Origin of the sequence: Paenibacillus turicensis (genome assembly GCF_050461185.1) — a bacterium.
GTDB classification, from domain to species: domain Bacteria; phylum Bacillota; class Bacilli; order Paenibacillales; family Paenibacillaceae; genus Fontibacillus; species Fontibacillus turicensis_A.
The window spans coordinates 71945-93805 of the sequence record NZ_JBCMOR010000001.1 but is presented as its reverse complement, the minus strand read 5'-3'; the positions used below and the strand labels follow the sequence as shown (position 1 = coordinate 93805).

Annotated in this window: 14 protein-coding genes; 1 reads left to right on the top strand and 13 read right to left on the bottom strand. The window is 44.8% G+C overall.

Going from position 1 to position 21861, the window contains the following annotated elements; all coding sequences use genetic code 11:
• Nucleotides 1-119: 119 nt before the first annotated feature.
• The 6 genes from ABE099_RS00395 to ABE099_RS00370 form a co-directional block, all read right to left on the bottom strand.
• Nucleotides 120-1196 (bottom strand): efflux RND transporter periplasmic adaptor subunit, encoded by a 1077-nt coding sequence (locus ABE099_RS00395; RefSeq protein WP_430026557.1) that lies wholly within the window; start codon nt 1194-1196, stop codon nt 120-122.
• Nucleotides 1197-1224: 28 nt separating this feature from the next.
• Nucleotides 1225-2583, bottom strand: coding sequence for an ABC transporter permease (locus tag ABE099_RS00390; RefSeq protein WP_430026555.1), 1359 nt, complete (start codon nt 2581-2583; stop codon nt 1225-1227).
• Between the two features lie 23 nt (nt 2584-2606).
• The gene (locus tag ABE099_RS00385; RefSeq protein ID WP_430026553.1) at nt 2607-3287 is read right to left on the bottom strand and encodes an ABC transporter ATP-binding protein; all 681 of its coding nucleotides are present in this window, start codon (nt 3285-3287) and stop codon (nt 2607-2609) included.
• Between the two features lie 182 nt (nt 3288-3469).
• Nucleotides 3470-4666 carry a hypothetical protein gene (locus ABE099_RS00380; protein WP_430026551.1) on the bottom strand — a complete coding sequence of 399 codons (1197 nt, stop codon included), beginning with the start codon at nt 4664-4666 and terminating at the stop codon, nt 3470-3472.
• A complete protein-coding gene (locus ABE099_RS00375) occupies nt 4663-6123 on the bottom strand; it encodes an ATP-binding protein (protein ID WP_430026549.1) in 1461 nt (486 codons plus the stop codon). The genes ABE099_RS00380 and ABE099_RS00375 overlap by 4 nt, the downstream gene beginning before the upstream one ends.
• A complete protein-coding gene (locus ABE099_RS00370; protein WP_430026547.1) occupies nt 6120-6833 on the bottom strand; it encodes a response regulator in 714 nt (237 codons plus the stop codon). Before ABE099_RS00370 ends, ABE099_RS00375 begins: the two co-directional genes overlap by 4 nt.
• 202 nt (nt 6834-7035) lie before the next feature.
• Between ABE099_RS00370 and ABE099_RS00365 the strand changes: the two genes are divergently transcribed.
• A complete protein-coding gene (locus ABE099_RS00365) occupies nt 7036-7509 on the top strand; it encodes an RNA polymerase sigma factor (protein ID WP_430026545.1) in 474 nt (157 codons plus the stop codon).
• A 144-nt stretch (nt 7510-7653) separates the two neighbouring features.
• Here the strand turns inward: ABE099_RS00365 and ABE099_RS00360 are convergent, their stop codons facing one another.
• The 7 genes from ABE099_RS00360 to ABE099_RS00330 all read right to left on the bottom strand — a co-directional run bounded on the left by ABE099_RS00360 (nt 7654) and on the right by ABE099_RS00330 (nt 21750).
• Nucleotides 7654-9201: a peptidase G2 autoproteolytic cleavage domain-containing protein gene (locus tag ABE099_RS00360; protein ID WP_430026543.1), complete on the bottom strand. Its 1548-nt coding sequence runs from the start codon at nt 9199-9201 to the stop codon at nt 7654-7656.
• Nucleotides 9202-9445: 244 nt separating this feature from the next.
• Entirely contained in the window at nt 9446-11794 is a 2349-nt protein-coding gene (locus tag ABE099_RS00355) for a peptidase G2 autoproteolytic cleavage domain-containing protein (protein ID WP_430026542.1), read from the bottom strand.
• A 246-nt stretch (nt 11795-12040) separates the two neighbouring features.
• The gene (locus ABE099_RS00350) at nt 12041-13693 is read right to left on the bottom strand and encodes a peptidase G2 autoproteolytic cleavage domain-containing protein (RefSeq protein ID WP_430026540.1); all 1653 of its coding nucleotides are present in this window, start codon (nt 13691-13693) and stop codon (nt 12041-12043) included.
• 383 nt (nt 13694-14076) lie between these two features.
• Nucleotides 14077-15708: a peptidase G2 autoproteolytic cleavage domain-containing protein gene (locus ABE099_RS00345; protein ID WP_430026538.1), complete on the bottom strand. Its 1632-nt coding sequence runs from the start codon at nt 15706-15708 to the stop codon at nt 14077-14079.
• A 267-nt stretch (nt 15709-15975) separates the two neighbouring features.
• Nucleotides 15976-17616, bottom strand: a complete 1641-nt coding sequence (locus tag ABE099_RS00340; RefSeq protein WP_430026536.1) for a peptidase G2 autoproteolytic cleavage domain-containing protein — start codon at nt 17614-17616, stop codon at nt 15976-15978.
• 253 nt (nt 17617-17869) lie between these two features.
• Nucleotides 17870-19255 carry a peptidase G2 autoproteolytic cleavage domain-containing protein gene (locus ABE099_RS00335; protein WP_430026534.1) on the bottom strand — a complete coding sequence of 462 codons (1386 nt, stop codon included), beginning with the start codon at nt 19253-19255 and terminating at the stop codon, nt 17870-17872.
• 188 nt (nt 19256-19443) lie between these two features.
• A complete protein-coding gene (locus ABE099_RS00330; protein WP_430026532.1) occupies nt 19444-21750 on the bottom strand; it encodes a peptidase G2 autoproteolytic cleavage domain-containing protein in 2307 nt (768 codons plus the stop codon).
• Between the last annotated feature and the right edge of the window lie 111 nt (nt 21751-21861).

Sequence of the window (21861 nt, the reverse complement as noted above, 5' to 3'; positions counted from 1 at the left end):
AAAAAATAAAATATATGTTTCAGCTGAATTAAAATTATAAAGGAAAAGAGCATGAAGATCAATCGACGCCTTTCACAGACTTCTCTTCCTGCTCTTTACTAATCTTATTTTAAACTTTTTTATTGCAAAACTACGACATCACCTGGCTTCAATCCACTAATAATCTCAGTTTTATCCCCTGACTCGATTCCCGTCTTAACTACACGTTGCTCTGACTGGCCATTTCCTTTATCAAGGAGAACATATGGCTCTTCTTGATCGCGCATAACTGCAAGACTAGAGACGACAATGACATCCTCCTTACGCAACGTCTCTATGTTTCCTTCTAGGCTAACTCCTCCAAATAGCTTAGGATCAGGCTTCAGATCAATCACGATATCAAATTGGGAGGCTTGCTTCAAATCTACATCTGAAGACTTACGTGCAAACTTAGAAATTTTGCTTACCCTGCCTGTAAACATAAGCTCCTTTTGTGCGGACATTTGAACCTGCGCAGGCATACCTACCTTCAGCTTAAACATTTCTTCTTCACCAACGATAGCAAGAAATTGTATTTTGGATGTATTGGTAACACTTCCGATCAGTTGCCCTTCATTTACCATACGTGTTTTATTGTCAATGTCAGTCAATTGAAACACACCTGCACTAGGGGCACGCATTACCGCTTTATTGAGCGTCTCTCTTTTTCGTTGTAGCTCCTCTTGCTTCAGCAAAATCGCTTGTTGGTTAAGTTCATTCGTAAGACGTTTCCCCTCACGATCGGCAAATGCCTTTTTACGCTCCTCCTCACTGCTGCCCAGTGCCTCACTATCACTATTTTGATTCAAGCTCACCTTAGTTAACTCATAATCTATTTTTGATTTCTTAATTTCACTTTCTAATTGCTTTAATTCGCTTTGCAGTGTCGTTGTGTCCAGCGTAAATAATACATCCCCTTTGTTCACCTGCTGACCGTTTTTCACATGCCATTTCTTAATGTTGCCTGAATAGGGCGCAACAATATCACTTAATTCCGTATATACCGATTTGCCTTTAACCTGTACAGTTTGTGTCAACGTTTCCTTCGTCACCTCAAACGTAATCGGTGCGTCAGCCTCTACCAGTGGCTCGGACGCAGGTTTTAGCTTCCCATACCCCCAATAGCCCACACCCGCAATCAGAACACCAGCGATCACAATTTTAATCCACTTTTTCATTGCTGTAGTTTCCCTTTCCGATAAAAAATTAATTTGATTTGATTACACTTAAAGCATTCGTACGCGAGGCGCTAATCGCGGGGTAGATCCCTGAAACGATCCCTACCAATACAGCAAACACAATGCCTAATGGAAGTACTGAAAACTGGATAATGACAGTCATTGGACCATTTTGCTGATCCGCCATTTGACTTGATAGGAGCGCATTTACACCCCCAATGGAGGCAAACGCAATTACTACGCCAACTACACCCCCAAATAGTCCTAACAACGCGGCTTCCGTAATAAACATATTGCGGATTTGCCATAAATTTGCACCCAGCACCTTCATCACACCAATCTGCTTACGTCGCTGATGCGTTGACATAATCATTGCCACAATAATCGAGAGGGAAGCAAGCAGCATGATAAAGCCCCCGATTCCAAATGCAGCCTTTTGATACATTGCTAGTTGACCTTTCATCGCTTCCTCTTGGAACAAATTCGTTTGTGTATTTAAGGTTAACTTTTTAATTTGTGCCTCTACCTGTGCAACATAACGCTTATCCGACACCTTTATCATTGCTGAATTATAGCGATTTGCAGCTTTACTATCTTGTTGCAGGCCTAATTCATATTGAAGTGTAAGTGCAGTTTCGATCGGTACATATATTTTTTTATCATATTGTGCATTTTCATCACTCATCGTCGAGGGTTTAGCTAACTCACCCGTTACACGCAAAGAGCCACTTAGCTTCCCTTTGCCTGGATTGGAGAAATCCTCATTACGAAACTGAATTCGTTGTGATAACAGGTTATCTTGCTGTGAGTTCATTTCAGTAAACTTCTGCAAGATTTCATTGTTATATGGATCACTATTTAATTGCTCCATCATTTTCATAACTTCCTTCTGATTAATCAATCCAAATCTCGATCCATAGTTGGCTACGGCTGTTCTACCATTACCAGAGCCACTTCCTTGCGTATATTTATTTCCGAACCCATGTAACGTTTCCAGCTCTGTTCCGATCACCTCAACATAACCGCTACGCCCATCTGCCAATACCATTTCCAATTGATCAAGCCTAAGCTGGGGAGAAACTGCGGCTACATGTGGAAGTCTACGAATGATTTTAATTTTTTCGGCTGTTAAAGCGCCGCGATCAAACTTCGAGCTCTGACTTTTACTGCCTGAACGTATCCCTTCATTTGGCGAGACCGTAATTTCATCCATTTTATAATTATCATTTAACGTTTTTTCACTATAGGTTTGTACAGATTGTCCGACACTTAGGGCAATGATCATGGCTGCTGAACCAATCGATAACCCAAGTAAACACAACAAGGTCACTATTTTTCTACGAATAATTTGACCCCAAGCCATACGTAATACATCCCAAATTCTCACGATCATTCTCCTTCGCTACGCGCTTACTCCGAGGTCTCCTCCTCAAATAATCGTCCTTGCTGTAATCTAATTATTTTTTGCATCTGCGCTGCCACCTCAGACTCATGTGTAACAATGACAAAGGTGGTGCCCATTTTTGCATTTAATTGCTGTAGGATTGAAATAATTTCTTCCTCTGTCTCCGTATCTAAATTCCCCGTTGGTTCATCTGCAAAAATAACCGAAGGCTCTGTAATAAGCGAACGCGCGATACTGACCCGCTGCTGTTGTCCCCCGGATAACTGTGAAGGGAACATTTCCGATTTTTCCATCAGTCCGACCTGCTCCAGCAATTCTAGCGCTTTACCTTTACGTTTAGCAGGACTAATCCCCATAAATACAAGCGGTAACTCCACATTTTCACGAATCGTTAAATTAGAAAGTAATTCATACGCCTGAAAAATAAAGCCAATATGACTTCGCCGAAATTCGGCTAACTGATTTTCACCAAACTTTACGATATCTTGGTCCGCGATCCATATTTCTCCCTGATCCGGCTTCATCAAGCCTGCCATCAAATTAAGCAAGGTGGACTTCCCTGACCCAGAGCTACCCAGCAAAGCTACCATTTGCCCCTTTTCAATCGTAATATTAATATTTTCAAGCACTGGTACGATCTCTTGTCCATTTTTAAAGGCATGATACAACTGTTTTACCCGAAGCATGGCTAGTTTTCTTCCCTTCCTGCTAGAGACATTTCATCTGCTATGTACAGGTTTATTATAGATTCGAAATGTTTCCGTCTTGCTCTAAGATGTATCCAACTTGTAACATGTCAGCATAAAAAAACTTGCACAAAAGCAATAAAGCTTCCATGCAAGTCAAGTTCTAATATTTAATTAATCTACTACCAGACTTTAAATGTAAAACGATATAGCTCACTCGCATCCATCGAGCTTCCACCTACGAATAGGTTATTATCGAACCAATTCATTTTAATAAAATCCTGAATGTTACGATAAATGACAGTATCTGCTTCGAAAGTATCGCCTTTCAAATAAGTAACATGAAGTTCATTACTTCCTTTTTGATTATCTAATATTTGCAGATACGCTAGACGTGAGGATTGGGCATCTAAATCAAAGCCTAAAATATTCCCCTTTTTAAGTAATTTCAATTGCTTTTCCCGTTTGTCATATAAATACAAGCCATAACTATTGTCCACTTCACCTAATAAAATAATATTGCCATCAGCTAGCAGTGAAACTTGATCGATTTGCTGCATATCCACCAACATTTTATCATCATCATTGTTATCTTGATTGGCTTGAATTGGCATCTGATATAGTTGTACATGGTTTTGGGCTGTATAAGCTGTGAAATACATTTGATATTGATTGCTATCGATAACAAAATGATCCGGCAGGAACATGTCCTCACTTATTTTAATATTTCCATTGTGCTTCGATATACGAGCTCTAATTTCTTCTATACTGGCTATGCTTTGTTCTTTCCCTGTAGTTAATTGAACTTCCTTAATGTATTTCTCATCAAAACCAATATAGGTATCGTTACGAATAAACTGTCTGTTGAAAAACTGTTCCTTCCCTAGCTGCTTCAGCTCATTGCTTTTCCAGTCATATGCATAGGCATGATAATCATGCTCACTCGATCCATATTTTGTAAATATAGCCTGTGTTCGATCTGGGGTAATCGTAATTCCATACCCTGTATTTTGGGTAATGTCCTTCACCTCATTATCATTCATCCGAAGCAAGGATAACTTAATTCCAGTAAAGGAATCCTGCATTCTATTTAGCAACACCGTGTTATCATCGGCGATAGAAAAGTTATAGATTGGAAAGGTGTTCCGTTGCTTCGTCACAGATTCAATACGAAAGGACGTATTTGGAGAAGCAATTAACGCTCCATTGTCACGTTTCTCTGACAGCACGACTAACCTCGTTTCATTGTCTCTTCCAAAGAATCGATTTACGCTATACAAACCTGCAACAAATATGATCAATAATCCTAACAACACCAGTGCATTCCGTTTAGCTCCAAGCTTATTGCAAAGCGTTCTCATATCCCATAGTTTCCTCATAATCGGCGCTCAGGTAAAGTCATTCTCACTTCACTACCTCGGTTTAAAATACTCGCCATTTTTACTTTACCTCCGTGCTGTTCAATTGTATTTCTAACAATCGACAAACCAAGCCCTGCACTGCCCTTTTCCTCTCGATTCACATCATTTTCCCGATAAAATGGCTCAAATATTCGCTCCAACGCCTCTTCACGAATGCCCTCACCTTGATCTCGTATGCTGATCACAATCTCATTACCTAACCGAAAGGCACTAACCTCAATCAACGAGTTAACGTATCCATACTTAATTGAATTATCGAGCACATTGATAAAAGCTTCTTTTAATTTATGGGCGTCTCCCGTTAAAAATAAGGGGCCTTCAATTTCACTAACAACTGTAATATTATATTTTGCAGCTTTAATCGACATATCATCACAGGTTTCCTGTAAAATGCTAGACACATCGATAGTTTCAAAGCGAAAGGTGTGCCCTGGTGCGGCAGCAGCCGACCTCTCTAAAATATCGACCACCATCGTGTTAAGACGACGACTTTCATTAATGATGTAATTAAGCCCCTTTTCAAAAAAAGCTTGATCACTAAAGCCGTTATCTCGCAAAATTTGTGCATACCCTAAAATCGTAGTGAGTGGCGTCTTTAGTTCATGTGTCACATTATCAAAAAAAACCTTGCTGCGTTCCTGAACCTGTTTAACCTCATCCCTTTCACGTTGAATGACATCAATCTGCGTTTTAATGTGTTGGATCATATTTGAATAGCTACCTGCTAATTGTCCGATTTCATCCCGTGTGTGCACTTGGATATCCGCGTTCAAGCTTCCTTGACCAACCAGCTTGGCATGCTGTGTTAGCACCCGAATTGGCTTAGTTATACGCCCTGAAATAAATATTGAGCCTAAAAACACAAAAATAAATATAACGATCGCAAACAAAGTAATCGTATCTTGAAATTTAGTGTGCTGTAGGAGTAATCCCGAATAATCCTTTTCTAAAGAGACAATCGCAATGACCTTACCCTCTTCTAGTAAAGGGACAGATAACCGCGCTGTAACATGTCCATTGTTCATCGTGGTACTATACGCCACCTTCGCCTTGGCTGCGGCTTCAAGATCCTCGCGATAGATCATGGCGTGCTTATTATCCCCTTTGCTATATTTGAAAGAGGAGGAATCTGGCCGATATACGTTTACCGCACCCCCAACGGAAATTCCGATCTGCTTTTCAATCTCATTCACTTCATTTTCAATACTATTTTCATTAATTCTTTTATTCAGTAAAAGGAAATATTGATTAATGGCAATATCCAAATTCACTTTGGACTGAACCATATCCTCATCCACTTCACGGTAAATATTTTTTTCACTCAATTGATTAAATGCAATCAGCATCGCCACAAAACCAATAAAAATAATGACCGAAAATAACACAACCATCTTAAATTGAATGGTCCATCTCATGTCTGCACCTTCGTATCCAGCTTATAACCGACCCCAAACACCGTTTCGATAATTGATGTCGCATGATGATCATGATCTAGCTTTTTCCGTATTCGCTGAACATGAATATCTACGGTACGTGTATCCCCTGCAAATTCAAAGCCCCATACTTTATCCAGTAGCTCTGAACGGGTAAATACTCTGCGATCATGATCCACTAAAAACAGAAGCAAGTCGTACTCTTTATTCGTTAATAAAATACGTTCTCCGTCCTTCCACACTTCACGTTCATCCCTATACACCTCAACATATTTGCCAATGCGCGTAACCTCTCGTTCAGGCTGTGGGGGAAGTTCAGTGAGTAACCCAATCCGACGGAAAATAGCACGAATACGTGCCACGACCTCGCGGATATCAAACGGCTTCGTAATATAGTCATCTGCCCCGATTTCCATGCCAAGCACCTTGTCTAACATATCTGATTTGGCCGTGATCATAATGACCGGTATTTTTGTTGTAAAGGAGAGCTGTCTGCATACATCAAATCCACTCATATCAGGCAACATCAAATCTAACAATACTAAGTCAGGCTTGTGCTGCTTAACGTAGTGAAGACCCCGTTCCCCATTCGCTGCTTCTATAACTAAAAACCCTTCTTTTCGTAATGAATAAGACAATATATCCCGAATTGATTCCTCATCTTCAATAATTAATATTTGTTTTGGTTTCATCGCTTTTGTCTATCTCCTGTCACTTAGGTTAAACCTACTCACCTATCATTTTGTATTCTAGCAAACAACTTGACTAGCCCTAACAGGTAAATGTTACAACTCCGATACAAGTAAGAGAGTTTTAGATACATCACCTACATAAAATAGAGTTCATATAGCATGTTCATATTTCTACACAATAGAGTAAGGGGTAGCATCTTAAATGAATCCACTTGATATTAAACAAGCCTATAGTCGATACAAATTTGAACTTAATCAATATATTTACGGTTTATTGAAACAGCAACAAGACGCTGAGGACCTAACTCAGGAGTGCTTTGTTCGTTTAATGCGATATAAATTAAATGTTCCAGAGGAACGTCTACTCTATTTTCTAAAAAGGGTTGCTCGTAATCTCGTTATTGATTTATATCGAAAAAGAAAGTATGAATTTCTACGTAATTATAAACTTCAAGTGCCGACCTATCATAGTGATATTTCCCAACTAGAGGTTGGGGAAGGCGTGACAGATTTAATGTCACATATAAGTAATATCGAGCACCAAAAAGTTTTAAAACTTCGTGTGATTGATGGCTACTCTATTAAAGAAACCGCTCAGCTTATGAACCGTAGCGAAGGCATGGTAAAATCATCTGTATTTCATGCAGTAAATAAAATTAAGGCAAACATAATTTAATCTTAGTAACAAGGATCTATCTAAAATTAGTAGGCTATAAAAAAAAGCATCTCTTAACTACTCTTGAAGAAAGAGAGTAAGGATGCTTTACAATTTTTCTCTATTTTCGCTACTTTTCGTTACTTTTCACTACTTAATCCTACACTACTTAACAACAACTAGAACCTGATTCGCACCCATACGCTCTAATACACGGTAACCTTCTTCTGACGCTGTAGCAATTCCGTCCCGATTCGGACGGCAAAAGCCATTTTCCACACAAGTGCCATCGTCCCGTACTAGTAGCTTTCCAAGCATTCCGACTGCCACCCATTCTGGTCGATCGATTCGGGAAGTATACGTCTGGGAAGCATCAAAATCAGGGTTGAGTACCGCCATTTTCATTATATTATGCTCCATAATCGTATGGCCCTGCTCATCCTTCTCTTCTGGGATTTGAACATCTTCATATTTGACTCTACCCCACTCATCTACAGCATATTTCCCCTGCCAATTTAAATGATAAGCCCCTCCAATCACGGACGGTCTTCCGCTAGTAATTCCCAAAATATAGTTGTCCTCATCTGTTGCTATTCGGATTTTTTGTTTGTCTGAAGTGACAAAATAACCTGGTTCCAAAGGGAGCCCGTCTACCGTCTCGAACATCTCGGCATAATCCGCTGCAGGGGACATCACTGTACCGTCAATATACAGGTTGCCTGTGGCGCCTTCTAATACTGCAGCGAGAGCAGGAACAGCTAATGTTCCGTTGGCAACATGCCATGATCTAGGATATAAGGTTTGACCAGAAAAACCCATAATGTGCGAGAATTCATGAGCAGCAGCAGCAATAGTACTAGCACCTTCCGTATGGGAGTATCCCCCTAAGGCTTGTGTAGATGCTCCTTCCGCATGAGAAGCCATTCCACTGGCAACACTAAATTGCCCCTCGGCATGGGAGTTTGTCCCAATAGCTTGGGTATTATAACCCTCTGAGTGAGAATCATTACCTATTGCCTGTGTACTCCACCCTTCTGCATGACTGGCAAGGCCTGAAGAGACTGTACCATAGCCCTCCCCATGGGAATAATCATTTGAAGCTGTTGTACTACCTCCTTCCGCATGGGAGGCACCTCCTGAGGCTGTTGTACTAATGCCCTCCGCATGGGAATAATACCATGAGGCTGTTGTTTTATAGCCCTCGGCATGAGATATGACGCCTGAGGCTATCGATAAAGATCCTTCGGCGTGAGACGCATCACCTGAAGCAGTCGTAAAGCTGCCTTCGGCATGCGAGGAACTACCACTTGCAGATGTGCTAACTCCTTCCGCATGAGAGACGTCCCCACTTGCAAAAGAATTCACACCTTCGGCATGCGCTCCCATACCCCCAGCGTTGCTTCGCAAGCCCTCCGCATGGGCACCTTGCCCCCCTGCAATCGTCAAAAACCCTTCAGCATGGGCACCAATTCCCGCGGCAATGGAAGCATTGCCTTCCGCATGGGAAGACTCCTCTGTCGCTTGTGTTTGGTACCCTTCCGCGTGCGAAGCCGCTCCCGATGCGTTACTAAAGCTTCCCTCTGCATGCGCTGAGGTCGCTAACGCATTAGTCTGGTAGCCCTCCGTATGTGAAGCCATACCTAATGCTGTTGTATCAATCCCCTCCGCAGTAGAGCCATATCCTGATGGATTATTATTGATATTATTTTCCATTATAATTCCTCCTTTTTCGTTTACTTTTTCAGTTTATTCTTAACGAAAACTGTCGGAACGGCATATTTACGCAGTTATTAGTCCAAGCATATGTACAAAAAACAAAAAACACTTAGCTTATTTTGCTCAAGCTTAAGTGTTTTTGAGTAGCCTATTTTTGCTCGTATTTGAGCTATTTTATAAAAAAGCCCTTCAACTCAATGAATTTATTGTTAAAGGAAAGTAGAATATTTCACTATTCTGACTACTTAACAGCAAATATAATTAAAATCTGATTCTCACCCATACGCTCCAATACCCGATATCCCTCTTTTGACGCTGTAGCAATTCCGTTTCCGTTTGGTCTGCAAAAGCCATTATCCACACAAGTGCCATCATCCCGCACTAGTAGTTTACCAAGCATTCCAACTGCCACCCATTCTGGGCGATCGATTCGGGAAGTGTACGTCTGGGAAGCATCATAAGCAGGATTAATGACTGCCCTTTTGATCACATTAGGCTCCATCTCCATCATAATATGACCTTGCTCATCCTTCTCTTCAGAGATTTGAACATTTTCATATTTGACTCTGCCCCACTCATCTACAGCATATTTGCCCTGCCAATTTAAATGGTAAGCCCCCCCAACTACAGAAGGTCTTCCGCTAGTAATCCCCAAAATATAGTCGTCCTCATCTGTTGCTATTCTGATTTTTTGTTTGTCTGAAGTCACAAAATAGCCCGGTTCCAAAGGGAGTCCATCTATAGTCTCGAACATTTCGGCATAATCCGCTGCGGGAGACATTACTGTGCCGTCAATATACAGGTTGCCCGTGGCACCTTCTAGGACTGCGGCGAGAGCAGGGGCAGGCTGTGTCCCGTTGGCAACGTGCCAAGAGTTTGGATATAAGCTTTGACCATAAGTGCCCATAATATGGGAATAAGGATGATTACTAGCAACTGTGGTATAAAACCCTTCGGCATGGGAGTAATTCCCTAATGCCTGTGTACCATCTCCCTCTGCATGGGATATAGCTCCTGAGGCTACGGAAAACTGTCCTTCTGCATGGGAAAAGTCTCCTGAGGCCACTGTACTGTTGCCTTCCGCATGTGCACCACTTCCTGATGCCTCTGTAACTATCCCCTCCGCATGGGCAGTATTTCCTGTTGCCTGTGATCTTCCTTCGGCATGGGAATATCCCCCTGAGGCTACTGAGAAATACCCCTCCGCATGTGAATAAATCCCTGAGGCTACGGTACTGAATCCCTCCACATGGGATATCGCTCCAGAAGCTAAGGATGACTGACCCTCTGCATGGGAAAATTCCCCTGAGGCCTCTGTACCGTATCCTTCTGAATGAGCTGCATATCCAGAGGCCTTTGTAACCACACCCTCCGCATGGGCAGTATCGCCTGATGCCTGTGATCTTCCCTCTGCATGGGAAAATCCCCCTGAGGCTACGGATAAATACCCCTCCGCATGAGAATAAATCCCTGAGGCTACGGTACTGAATCCCTCTGCATGAGATACTAAACCTGAGGCTACCGAGGATAGTCCCTCGGCATGAGAATACTCTCCTGATGCCTCTGTACCGTATCCCTCCGAATGGGATACAGATCCTGAGGCCGATGACTGTCCCTCGGCGTGGGAGGCAGATCCTAAGGCTACTGATGACCGTCCCTCGGCGTGGGAGGCATCTCCAATTGCTGATGAACTAATTCCTTCCGCATGCGCACCATTTCCTGAGGCTACGGATGACTGTCCCTCTGCATGGGATGCTACTCCTGAGGCTACGGATAGACTTCCTTCCGCATGCGAAAACGTTCCAGTTGCTCGGGTCTGACTTCCCTCCGCATGGGACGAATCGCCAATTGCAGTAGAACTCGTTCCTTCCGCATGTGCACCATTTCCTGAGGCCTGTGTACTGTTTCCTTCCGCATGGGATGCTACTCCTGATGATACGGATAGACTTCCTTCCGCATGTGAAGACGTTCCAGTTGCTCGGGTCTGATTTCCCTCCGCATGGGACGAATCACCAATTGCAGTAGAGCTCGTTCCTTCCGCATGCGCACCATTTCCTGAGGCCTGTGTACTGTTTCCTTCCGCATGGGATGCTGCTCCTGAAGCTACGGCTAAATGGCCTTCCACATGAGATGCATCACCTAGAGCAGTCGTAAAGCTACCTTCAGCGTGCGATGAACTTCCGCTTGCAGCCGCTCCCACACCTTCCGCATGGGACGCATCTCCACTTGCAGAGGAATTGGCACCTTCGGCATGAGCTCCCACACCCCCCGCATTGCTTCGCAAGCCCTCTGCATGAGCTCCTTGTCCCCCTGCAATTGTCAAAAATCCTTCGGCATGAGACCCAATCCCCGCAGCAATTGAGGCATTGCCTTCCGCATGGGAGGACGCCTCCGTCGCCTGCGTTTGATAACCTTCGGCGTGCGAAGCTGCACCTGAGGCATTACTAAAGCTCCCTTCCGCATGCGCCGAGGTAGCTATTGCATTAGTTTGATAGCCCTCTGTATGGGAGGCCATACCAATCGCTGAAGTTTCAATTCCCTCTGCGGTAGAACCATAACCTGAAGCATTATTATTGGTATTATTTTCCATTAAATTCCCTCCTTTTTCGCTTTCTTTTTCAGTTTATTCCTTACTAAAAATGTCGTAACGGCAAACATACGCGGTTATTAGTCCAAGCTTATGTACAAAAAAACAAAAAACACTTAGCTTATTTTGCTCAAGCCTAAGTGTTTTTGAGTAGCCTATTTTTGTTCATATTTGAGCTATTTTACAAAAAAAACCTTTTAACTCATTGAATTTATAGTTAAAGGAAAGTAGAATGTGTCACTATTTTGACTACTTAACCGCAAACATAATTAAAATTTGATTCACACCTGTACGCTCTAATACTCGATAGCCCTCTTCTGACGCTGTAGCAATTCCGTCCCGGTTTGGACGACAAAAGCCGTTTTCCATACAAGTACCATCATCTCGCACTAGTAGTTGACCTAATAATCCCACAGCCACCCATTCTGGGCGATCCATTCGGGAAGTATACGTCTGTGAAGCATCAAAATCAGGGTTGATTACTGCCCTTTTGATCAGAGTAGACTCCATCATCACACGGCCTTGTCCATCCTTCTCTTCAGGGGTTTGAACATCCTCATATTTGACTCTACCCCACTCATCTACAGCATATTTCCCCTGCCAATTCAGATGGTAAGCCCCTCCAACCATTGACGGTCTTCCGCTAGTAATTCCCAAAACATAGCTGTCCTCTTCTGTTGCTATTCGGATCTTTTTTTTGTCTAAAGTTACAAAATAGCCCGGTTCCAACGGGAGTCCGTCTATGGTCTCGAACATTTCAGCATAATCCGCAGCAGGTGACATTACTGTGCCGTCAATATAGAGGTTGCCTGTGGCGCCTTCGAGGACCGCGGCGAGTCCGAGCGCCGTAATTGCTGTTCCATTGGCAAGGTGCCATGAGTTTGGATATAAGCTATTACCGTAGGTACCCATAATATGAGAATAAGGATGATTATTAGTAACCGTGGTATAAACCCCGTTAGCATGAGAATAACCTGCATCAGCCACTGTAAAATATCCCTCGGCAAACGAACTAGTTCTTGTGGCAGCTGTAAGATAGCCTCTTGCATGAGAAAAGGCTCCTGATGCCACTGTTTGAAAGCCCTCCGCATGGGAATTATACCCTGATGCCACTGAAAAAATCCCCTCGGCATGAGACGCATGTCCTGATGCCACTGTATTACTGCCTTCCGCATGGGAAGCAACTCCTGATGCCACTGTATAACCGCTCTCTGCATGGGCAAAATTGCCTGAAGCCACTGAGCCAGAACCCTCGGCATGAGAATAGTTCCCTGATGCGACGGATAAATTACCTTCGGCATGAGAGATTTCGCCTGTAGCCCGTGTAGCATAGCCCTCGGCATGAGAGTAATTTCCTGAAGCCACCGTGTTATTTCCCTCTGCATGAGATACAACTCCTGAGGCAACGGATAAATGTCCTTCCGCATGTGACGTCTCACCTGATGCAGTCGTGAAGCTACCTTCGGCATGCGTGGAACTTCCACTTGCAGCCGCTCCTACTCCTTCCGCATGCGCGGCATCTCCACTTGCTGAGGAATTGACACCTTCTGCGTGGGCTCCCACACCGCCAGCATTGCTTCGTAAGCCCTCGGCATGAGCACCTCTTCCACCTGCAATCGTCAAAAATCCTTCCGCATGCGCGGCATTCCCAGCAGCAATCGACGCATTTCCTTCGGCATGGGAAGACTGCTCTGTCGCCTGCGTTTGATACCCTTCCGCGTGCGAGGCCGCACCCGATGCGTTACTGAAGCTCCCTTCCGCATGCGCCGAGGTAGCTATTGCATTAGTCTGATAGCCCTCCGCATGGGAAGCCATCCCTATTGCTGCTGTATCAAGTCCCTCCGCATTTGAGCCGTAGCCTGATGCGTTATTATTGGTATTGATATCCATATCATTTTCCATTATATTTCCTCCTTTTTCGTTTCTATCTTCAGTTTATTCGTAACGAAAAATGTCGGAACGGCATATACACGCGGTTATTTGACCAAGCTTATGTACATAAAAAATAAAAAAACACTTAGCGTATTTTGCTCAAGCTTAAGTGTTTTTGAGTAGCCTATTCTTAACAGCAAATACAATTAAAATCTGACTCTCACCCATACGCTTCAATACTTGATAGCCCTCTTCTGACGCTGTAGCAATTCCGTTTCCGTTTGGTCGGTAAAAGCCATTATCCAATTTCTAGTAATATACTCTATGAAAACGCTTTACTAGAGAACACGGATAATAGACTAAACTATAAAAAAATCCCTCGCCCAAATAAGAGAGCAAGGGATACCTTGATTTTATCTGAACAGCACCTTAATCTGATTGGCGCCTATTCTCTTAATGACTCGATAGCCCGACGAGGCAGCTGTTGCAATCCCGTCACGGTTAGGACGGCAATATCCATTTTTAACGCAAGTACCGTCGTCTCGCACTAATAGCTTACCAATTAATCCGACTGTCACCCATTCGGGACGCTCTATCCGAGGGACATAAGAACGAGAAGCATCAAATTCAGAGTTTAACACTGCGGCTTTTAGCTTAGTTCCTATTAACGTATCCCCTTGTTTATCCTTCTCATCCAACAGTGGTACTTCCTCATATTTGATACGTCCCCATTCATCTGTCACATATTTACCTTGCCAATTTAGATGATGTGCCTCTCCTACCACAGAGGATCTACCGCTAACAATACCCAATACATAGTCATCCTCCGCAGTCACTCTTCTAATCTTCTCTTCCTCCAACGTTACGAAATAGCCCGGTTCCAAAGGTAAACCGTCGATGGTCTCAAACATCTCCGCATAATCCGCAGCAGGTGACATCACTGTGCCGTCAATATACAGGTTACCTGTTGCACCTTCGAGGACTGCGGCAAGTCCAGGGGGATCAACTGGACCTCCATTGGCAAGATGCCAGGAGACTGGGTATAGGGTCTGACCATTACGTCCCATAATATGAGAAAAAGTATGCTCTGCCAATATCGTAGTTCCTTGCCCCTCTGCATGACTGGCAATAGAAGCAGCAGTGGTACCACTACCCTCTGCGTGTGAATATAATCCACTAGCAACACTGTATGATCCTTCGGCATGAGTGTGTCTTGCAGTAGCTTTTGTATTATATCCCTCAGCATGCGCTGATTCCTCACTTGCTTCAGTAGCTAAGCCTTCCGCATGGCTAGAATGACCAGTAGCTTTTGAGAGGTAGCCTTCTGCATGCGAAGCAACACCACTTGCTATAGTTATATGACCTTCTGCATGAGCATTTCTATCTGAAGCAATGGTACGATCACCCTCTGCATGAGAATAGATTGAACTTGCTGTAGTTTGAAATCCTTCCGCATGGCTAGATAAACCTGAAGCAACGGTCGCACTCCCCTCTGCATGAGAAAATAGCCCCGAAGCAGTTGTGCTGTTCCCCTCTGCGTGAGCCCCAATTTCAGCGGCTACTGTTAAATGTCCTTCGGCATGCGCACCATCACCTAGAGCAGTTGTAAAAGTGCCTTCAGCATGTGAAGCCTCACCACTTGCAGCTGCCCCCACGCCTTCCGCATGAGATGCATCTCCGCTTGCAGAGGAATTTGCACCTTCGGCATGAGCACCCTCTCCACCTGCATTGCTCTGCAAACCCTCCGCGTGCGCACCTCTTCCTCCTGCAATCGTCAAAAACCCTTCAGCATGAGACGCAATTCCCGCAGCAATAGCGGCATTGCCTTCGGCATGGGAGGATTCCTCCGTTGCCTGCGTTTGATAACCTTCCGAGTGCGAGGCTGAACCTGATGCATTACTAAAGCTCCCTTCGGCATGAGAAGAGGTGGCTAGCGAATTAGTCTGATACCCTTCTGAATGGGAGGCCATCCCTATTGCTGAAGTATCAAGTCCCTCCGCATTAGCACCATAACCTGAAGCATTATTATTGGTATCATTTTTCATTATTTTTCCTCCTTTTTCGTTTGTATCCTCAGTTTATTCCTAACGAAAAATGTCGGAACGGCATATATACGCGGTGATTTATCCAAGCTTATGTATAAAAAAACAAAAAACACTTAGCTTGTTTTTGACCAAGCTGAAGTGTTTTTTTGAGTAAATTATTTTAACCACAATCTGACCCTTTTTATAAAGAAGGCCTTCAACTGATTGGATTCTAGTGAAAATCTGATAGAATGCGAGGGTTTCTTGTGTGGAAATTCTAACTGATGACTATTTAATAACAAATATAATTAGAATTTGATTACTACCCGTTCGCTTCACGACACGGTAGCCCGACGAGGCAGCTGTTGCAATCCCGTCACGGTTAGGACGGCAATATCCATTTTTAACGCAAGTACCGTCGTCTCGCACTAATAGCTTTCCAATTAATCCGACTGTCACCCATTCAGGACGCTCTATCCGAGGGACATAAGAACGGGAAGCATCAAAATCTGAGTTTATCACTGCTGCTTTTATCGTAGTACCTATTACCGTATCCCCTTGTTCATCCTTCCCATCCAACATCGGTACTTCCTCATATTTAATACGTCCCCATTCATCCGTCACATACTTACCTTGCCAGTTTAAATGATGGGCTCCTCCTACCACAGAGGATCTACCGCTTACAATGCCCAATACATAGTCATCCTCTGTAGTCACTTTTCTAATCTTATCTTCCTCCAACGTTACAAAATAGCCCGGTTCCAAAGGTAAACCGTCGACAGTCTCGAACATTTCAGCATAATCCGCAGCAGGTGACATCACTGTGCCGTCAATATACAGGTTACCTGTTGCACCTTCGAGGACTGCGGCAAGTCCAGGGACACCACCAACCACATCTCCATTGGCTAAATGCCAGGAGATCGGGTATAAGGTTTGACCATAACGTCCCATAATATGAGAAAAATTATGCTCAGCCAATACGGTGGTTCCTTGCCCCTCTGCATGGCAGGCAGTAGAAGCAGCAGTAGTATTTCTCCCCTCTGCATGAGAATAATTCCCACTAGCAACAGAGAATGATCCTTCGGCATGTGCAGCATTCGCACTAGCTTTTGTCGAGAATCCTTCACTATGAGCATCTACCCCACTAGCTTCAGTGAATGCGCCTTCGGCATGAGATCCAACCCCACTGGCTTTAGTTCCTGTGCCTTCGGCATGGGTATATCTATTTGAGGCAATCGAAACCCAGCCCTCCGCATGAGCGTAATTTCCACTAGCTATCGTTTTTAATCCCTGCGCATGAGCGTACTCTCCACTAGCTACCGTTTGTAATCCTTCCGCATGGCTAGATGGACCTGAAGCCACTGTCGCATTCCCCTCTGCATGGGAAAATAGCCCTGAAGCAGTCGTGCTGTTTCCTTCGGCATGAGCCCCAATTTCAGCCGCTACCGTTAAATGGCCTTCTGCATGAGATGCATCCCCCAACGCGGTCGTGAAGGTACCTTCTGCGTGGGAGGAAATCCCGCTCGCAGCCGCTCCAACTCCTTCGGCATGGGCGGCATTGCCGCTTGCAGAGGAATTGGCGCCTTCCGCATGGGCACCCTCTCCCCCTGCATTGTTTTGTAATCCCTCTACATGTGCCGCTCTTCCTCCTGCAATCGTCAAAAAACCTTCCGCATGAGACGCGATTCCCGCAGCAATAGAGGCGTTACCTTCGGCATGGGAGGATTCCTCTGTCGCCTGTGTTTGATAACCTTCGGCATGAGCGGCTGAACCTGAAGCATTGCTAAAGCTCCCTTCGGCATGCGCCGAGGTGGCTAATGAATTAGTCTGATAGCCTTCTGTATGCGAGGCCATTCCAATTGCTGAAGTGTCAATTCCCTCTGCTGTTGCACCATAACCTGACGCATTATTATTGGTATCATTTTCCATTTCATTTCCTCCTTTTTCGTTTCTATCTTCAGTTTATTCGTAACGAAAAATGTCGGAACGGCAAACATACGCGATAAAATGTCCAAGCTTATAACAAAAAAACACTCAGCTTTTTATCGCGCAAGCTTAAGTGTTTTTTGAGTAACTATTTTTTCATGTCTAGTCTATTTTATAAAAAAATCTTTCAACTTAGTAGATTTGTAGTGAAAGTATAATTAAGATATTGGTGTATTTAGGTATTTGAATATTCTAACTACTTTACAGCAAACATAATTAGAATCTGATTAGCACCCGTTCGCTTTAATACTCTATAGCCCTCCTCTGACGCTGTGGCAATTCCGTCCGCATTGGGACGACAATATTCATCCTCCACACAAGTGCCATCATCCCGCACCAATAGCTTACCAAGTAATCCGACCGCTACCCATTCAGGACGATCCATACGAGAAATATAATCACGTGAGGCATCATATTCTGGATTGGAAACCGCTATTTTTCTTATAGTAGCCCCCATAATCGTGTTCCCTTGCTCATCCTTCTCTTCGGGGACTTCCATGTCTTCATATTTAACACGTCCCCATTCATCTACAGCATATCTACCTTGCCAATTCAAATGATAGGCGCCTCCAATTATAGAGGGTCTTGCACTAGTCACTCCTAAAATATAGCGGTCTCCTTCTGTTACTATCCTAATCTTATCTTTCTTGGAAGTGACAAAATAGCCCGGTTCCAAAGGTAAGCCGTCTACCGTCTCGAACATTTCGGCATAATCCGCAGCGGGTGACATCACGGTGCCGTCAATATACAGGTTTCCTGTGGCACCTTCTAGGACTGCTGCGAGAGCAGGAGCAGGCTGTGTTCCGTTGGCAAGGTGCCATGAGCCAGGGTATAAGGTTTGACCACTATATCCCATAATATGAGAAAAACTATGAGAAGGAGCAACAATTGTAAGACCACCTTCTGCGTGTGAATAAATCGCAAAAGTTTGCGTATAAATTCCCTCGGCATGACTAGCTGTACCTGATGCAACTGTTTGAAGGCCCTCTGCGTGGGCTGAATAACCTATAGCTTGTGTAGTTGCTCCTTCCGCATGCGCTGTCGTCCCATCCGCAATGGTAAGGTACCCCTCTGCATGGGAATAAATTCCGGATGCAATGGAAAAATTCCCTTCGGCATGGGACGCATCACCTGAAGCAGTCGTAAAGTTGCCTTCGGCGTGTGCATAGTTTCCGCTTGCAGCCGTCCCTACTCCCTCCGCATGAGACGCATTACCACTTGCAGAGGAATTAGCACCTTCGGCATGGGCACCCACGCCTCCAGCATTACTTTGCAAACCCTCCGAATGTGCGCCTCTTCCCCCTGCAATCGTAAGAAAACCTTCCGCATGTGCGGCATTTCCCGCAGCAATCGAAGCATTGCCTTCCGCATGGGAAGACGCCTCCGTTGCCTGCGTTTGATACCCTTCTGCGTGCGAGGCTGTACCCGAAGCGTTGCTAAAGCTCCCTTCGGCATGTGCCGAGGTGGCTAGCGCATTCGTCTGATAGCCTTCTGTATGCGAGGCCATTCCGATCGCAGAAGTTTCAATTCCCTCTGCTGTAGAACCATAACCTGATGCATTATTTTTGGTGTCATTTTCCATTACTTTTCCTCCTTTTTCATTTGTATTCTCAGTTTATTCCTCACGAAAAATGTCGTAACGGCATATATACGCGGTTAAATGTCCAAGCTTACAACAAAAAAACACTCAGCTTTTTTTGCTCAAGCTTAAGTGTTTATGAGAAAACTATTATTCCTATTTACGTGGCTATTATTTTTTGGGAAACTACTCTACTTCACAACAATCAAAATCTGATTCGCCCCCGTTCGCTTTAATACCCGATAACCCTCTTCTGATGCTGTTGCAATTCCATCCTCATTCGGACGGCAAAATCCGTTCTTTACACAAGTGCCATCATCTCGTACCAATAACTTACCAAGCATTCCAACTGCCACCCACTCTGGGCGATCCATTCGTGAAGTATACGTCTGAGAGGCATCATATTCTGAATTGACCACCGCTACTTTTCTTGTACTCGCCTTCATAATGATATTTCCCTGCTCATCCTTCTCTTCAGGTATCTCAACATCTTCATATTTGACGCTTCCCCACTCATCTACTTCATATCTACCTTGCCAATTCAAATGATAGGCACCACCAACTATAGAGGGTCTTGCACTAGTCACTCCCAAAATATAGCGATCCCCTTCTGTCGCTACCCTAATTTTGTCTCCATCAGAAGTAACGAAATAGCCCGGTTTTATAGGGAGTCCGTCTACCGTTTCAAACATTTCCGCATAATCCGCAGCAGGCGACATTACTGTGCCGTCAATATAAAGGTTGCCTGTGGCACCTTCGAGGACTGCGGCGAGTCCAAGCGCTGTAGTTGCTGTTCCGTTGGCAACATGCCAAGAGTTCGGATATAAGCTTTGACCATAGGCACCCATTATATGGGAATAAGAATGGTCAATAGTAACTGTCGTATTTCTACCCTCTGCATGGGAGTAGTCTCCTGAGGCTACTGTGCTTTCTCCCTCTGCGTGGGATACAACACCTGAAGCTAGGGATAGACGTCCCTCTGCATGAGAGTAATTCCCTGAGGCTGCTGTGCTTGCTCCCTCTGCATGGGAGTAATCCCCCGAGGCTACTGTTGCTCCCCCCTCTGCATGAGAATAAACTCCTGAAGCTGTTGTGATAGATCCCTCTGCATGGGAGTAACCTCCCGAGGCTACTGTGGTTTGCCCCTCCGCATGGGAATAACTCCCTGAGGCTACTGTGCTTTCTCCTTCTGCGTGGGATACAACACCTGAAGCTAGGGATAGACGTCCCTCTGCATGAGAGTAATTCCCTGAGGCTACTGTGCTTGCTCCCTCTGCATGGGAGTAATCCCCCGAGGCTATTGCTGCTCCTCCCTCTGCATGAGAATAAACTCCTGAGGCTCTTGTGATAGATCCCTCTGCATGGGAGTAGTCTCCAGAGGCTACTGTTGCTCCCCCCTCTGCATGGGAATAACTCCCTGAGGCTGCTGTGCTTTTTCCCTCTGCATGAGAGTAATCTCCCGAGGCTGCTGTGCTTTCTCCCTCTGCGTGGGATACAACACCTAAAGCTAGGGATAGACGTCCCTCTGCATGGGAAAACGTACCAGTCGCTCGGGTCTGATCTCCTTCGGCATGAGACGAATCTCCAATTGCAAATGAATTGGTTCCTTCCGCATGAGAAAACCTTCCTGAAGCGACCGTAGAAGCACCCTCTGCATGAGAAATATATCCTGAAGCAAGTGTACTAGAACCCTCCGCATGGGATGCATATCCTGAAGCCACTGTACTATAACCCTCTGCATGGGAAAAATCCCCTGAGGCCTGTGAGTTCACTCCCTCAGCATGGGCACAATATGATGAGGCTACTGTGCCTACCCCCTCCGCATGAGATCCTTCTCCTGAGGCCACTGTGCCACTGCCTTCTACATGAGAAGCGTTCCCTGAGGCCTCTCCACTTAAACCCTCCGCATGGGAGTAAATTCCTGATGCCTTTGTATTGTATCCCTCGGCATGGGAATAATCCCCTGATGCCGAGGTATTATTTCCCTCGGCGTGAGACACAACTCCTGAAGCTACCGATAAATGTCCCTCCGCATGCGCAGCGTCTCCTAAAGCAGTCGTAAAGCTACCTTCTGCGTGTGAAGCACTTCCACTTGCCGCCGCCCCAACTCCTTCTGCATGCGCAGCATCTCCGCTCGCAGAAGTAGAAGCGCCTTCCGCATGGGCGCCCACACCACCAGCATTGCTCCGCAAGCCCTCAGCATGAGCTCCCTGCCCCGCGGAAATCGTCAAAAACCCCTCCGCATGCGCACCAATCCCCGCAGCAATGGAGGCATTACCTTCCGCATGAGACGACTCCTCCGTTGCCTGCGTTTGATACCCTTCCGCGTGCGAGGCTGTACCCGATGCATTACTAAAACTCCCTTCGGCATGCGCCGAGGTGGCTATCGCATTAGTCTGGTAGCCCTCTGTATGGGAGGCCATACCAATCGCTGAAGTTTCAATTCCCTCGGCAGTCGAACCATAACCTGAAGCATTGTTATTAGTATTATTTTCCATAAAAATCCCCCTTTTTCGTTTTCTTTTTCAGTTTATTCCTTACTAAAAATGTCGTAACGGCAAACATACGCGGTTATTAGTCCAAGCTATGTATAAAACAAACAAAAAACA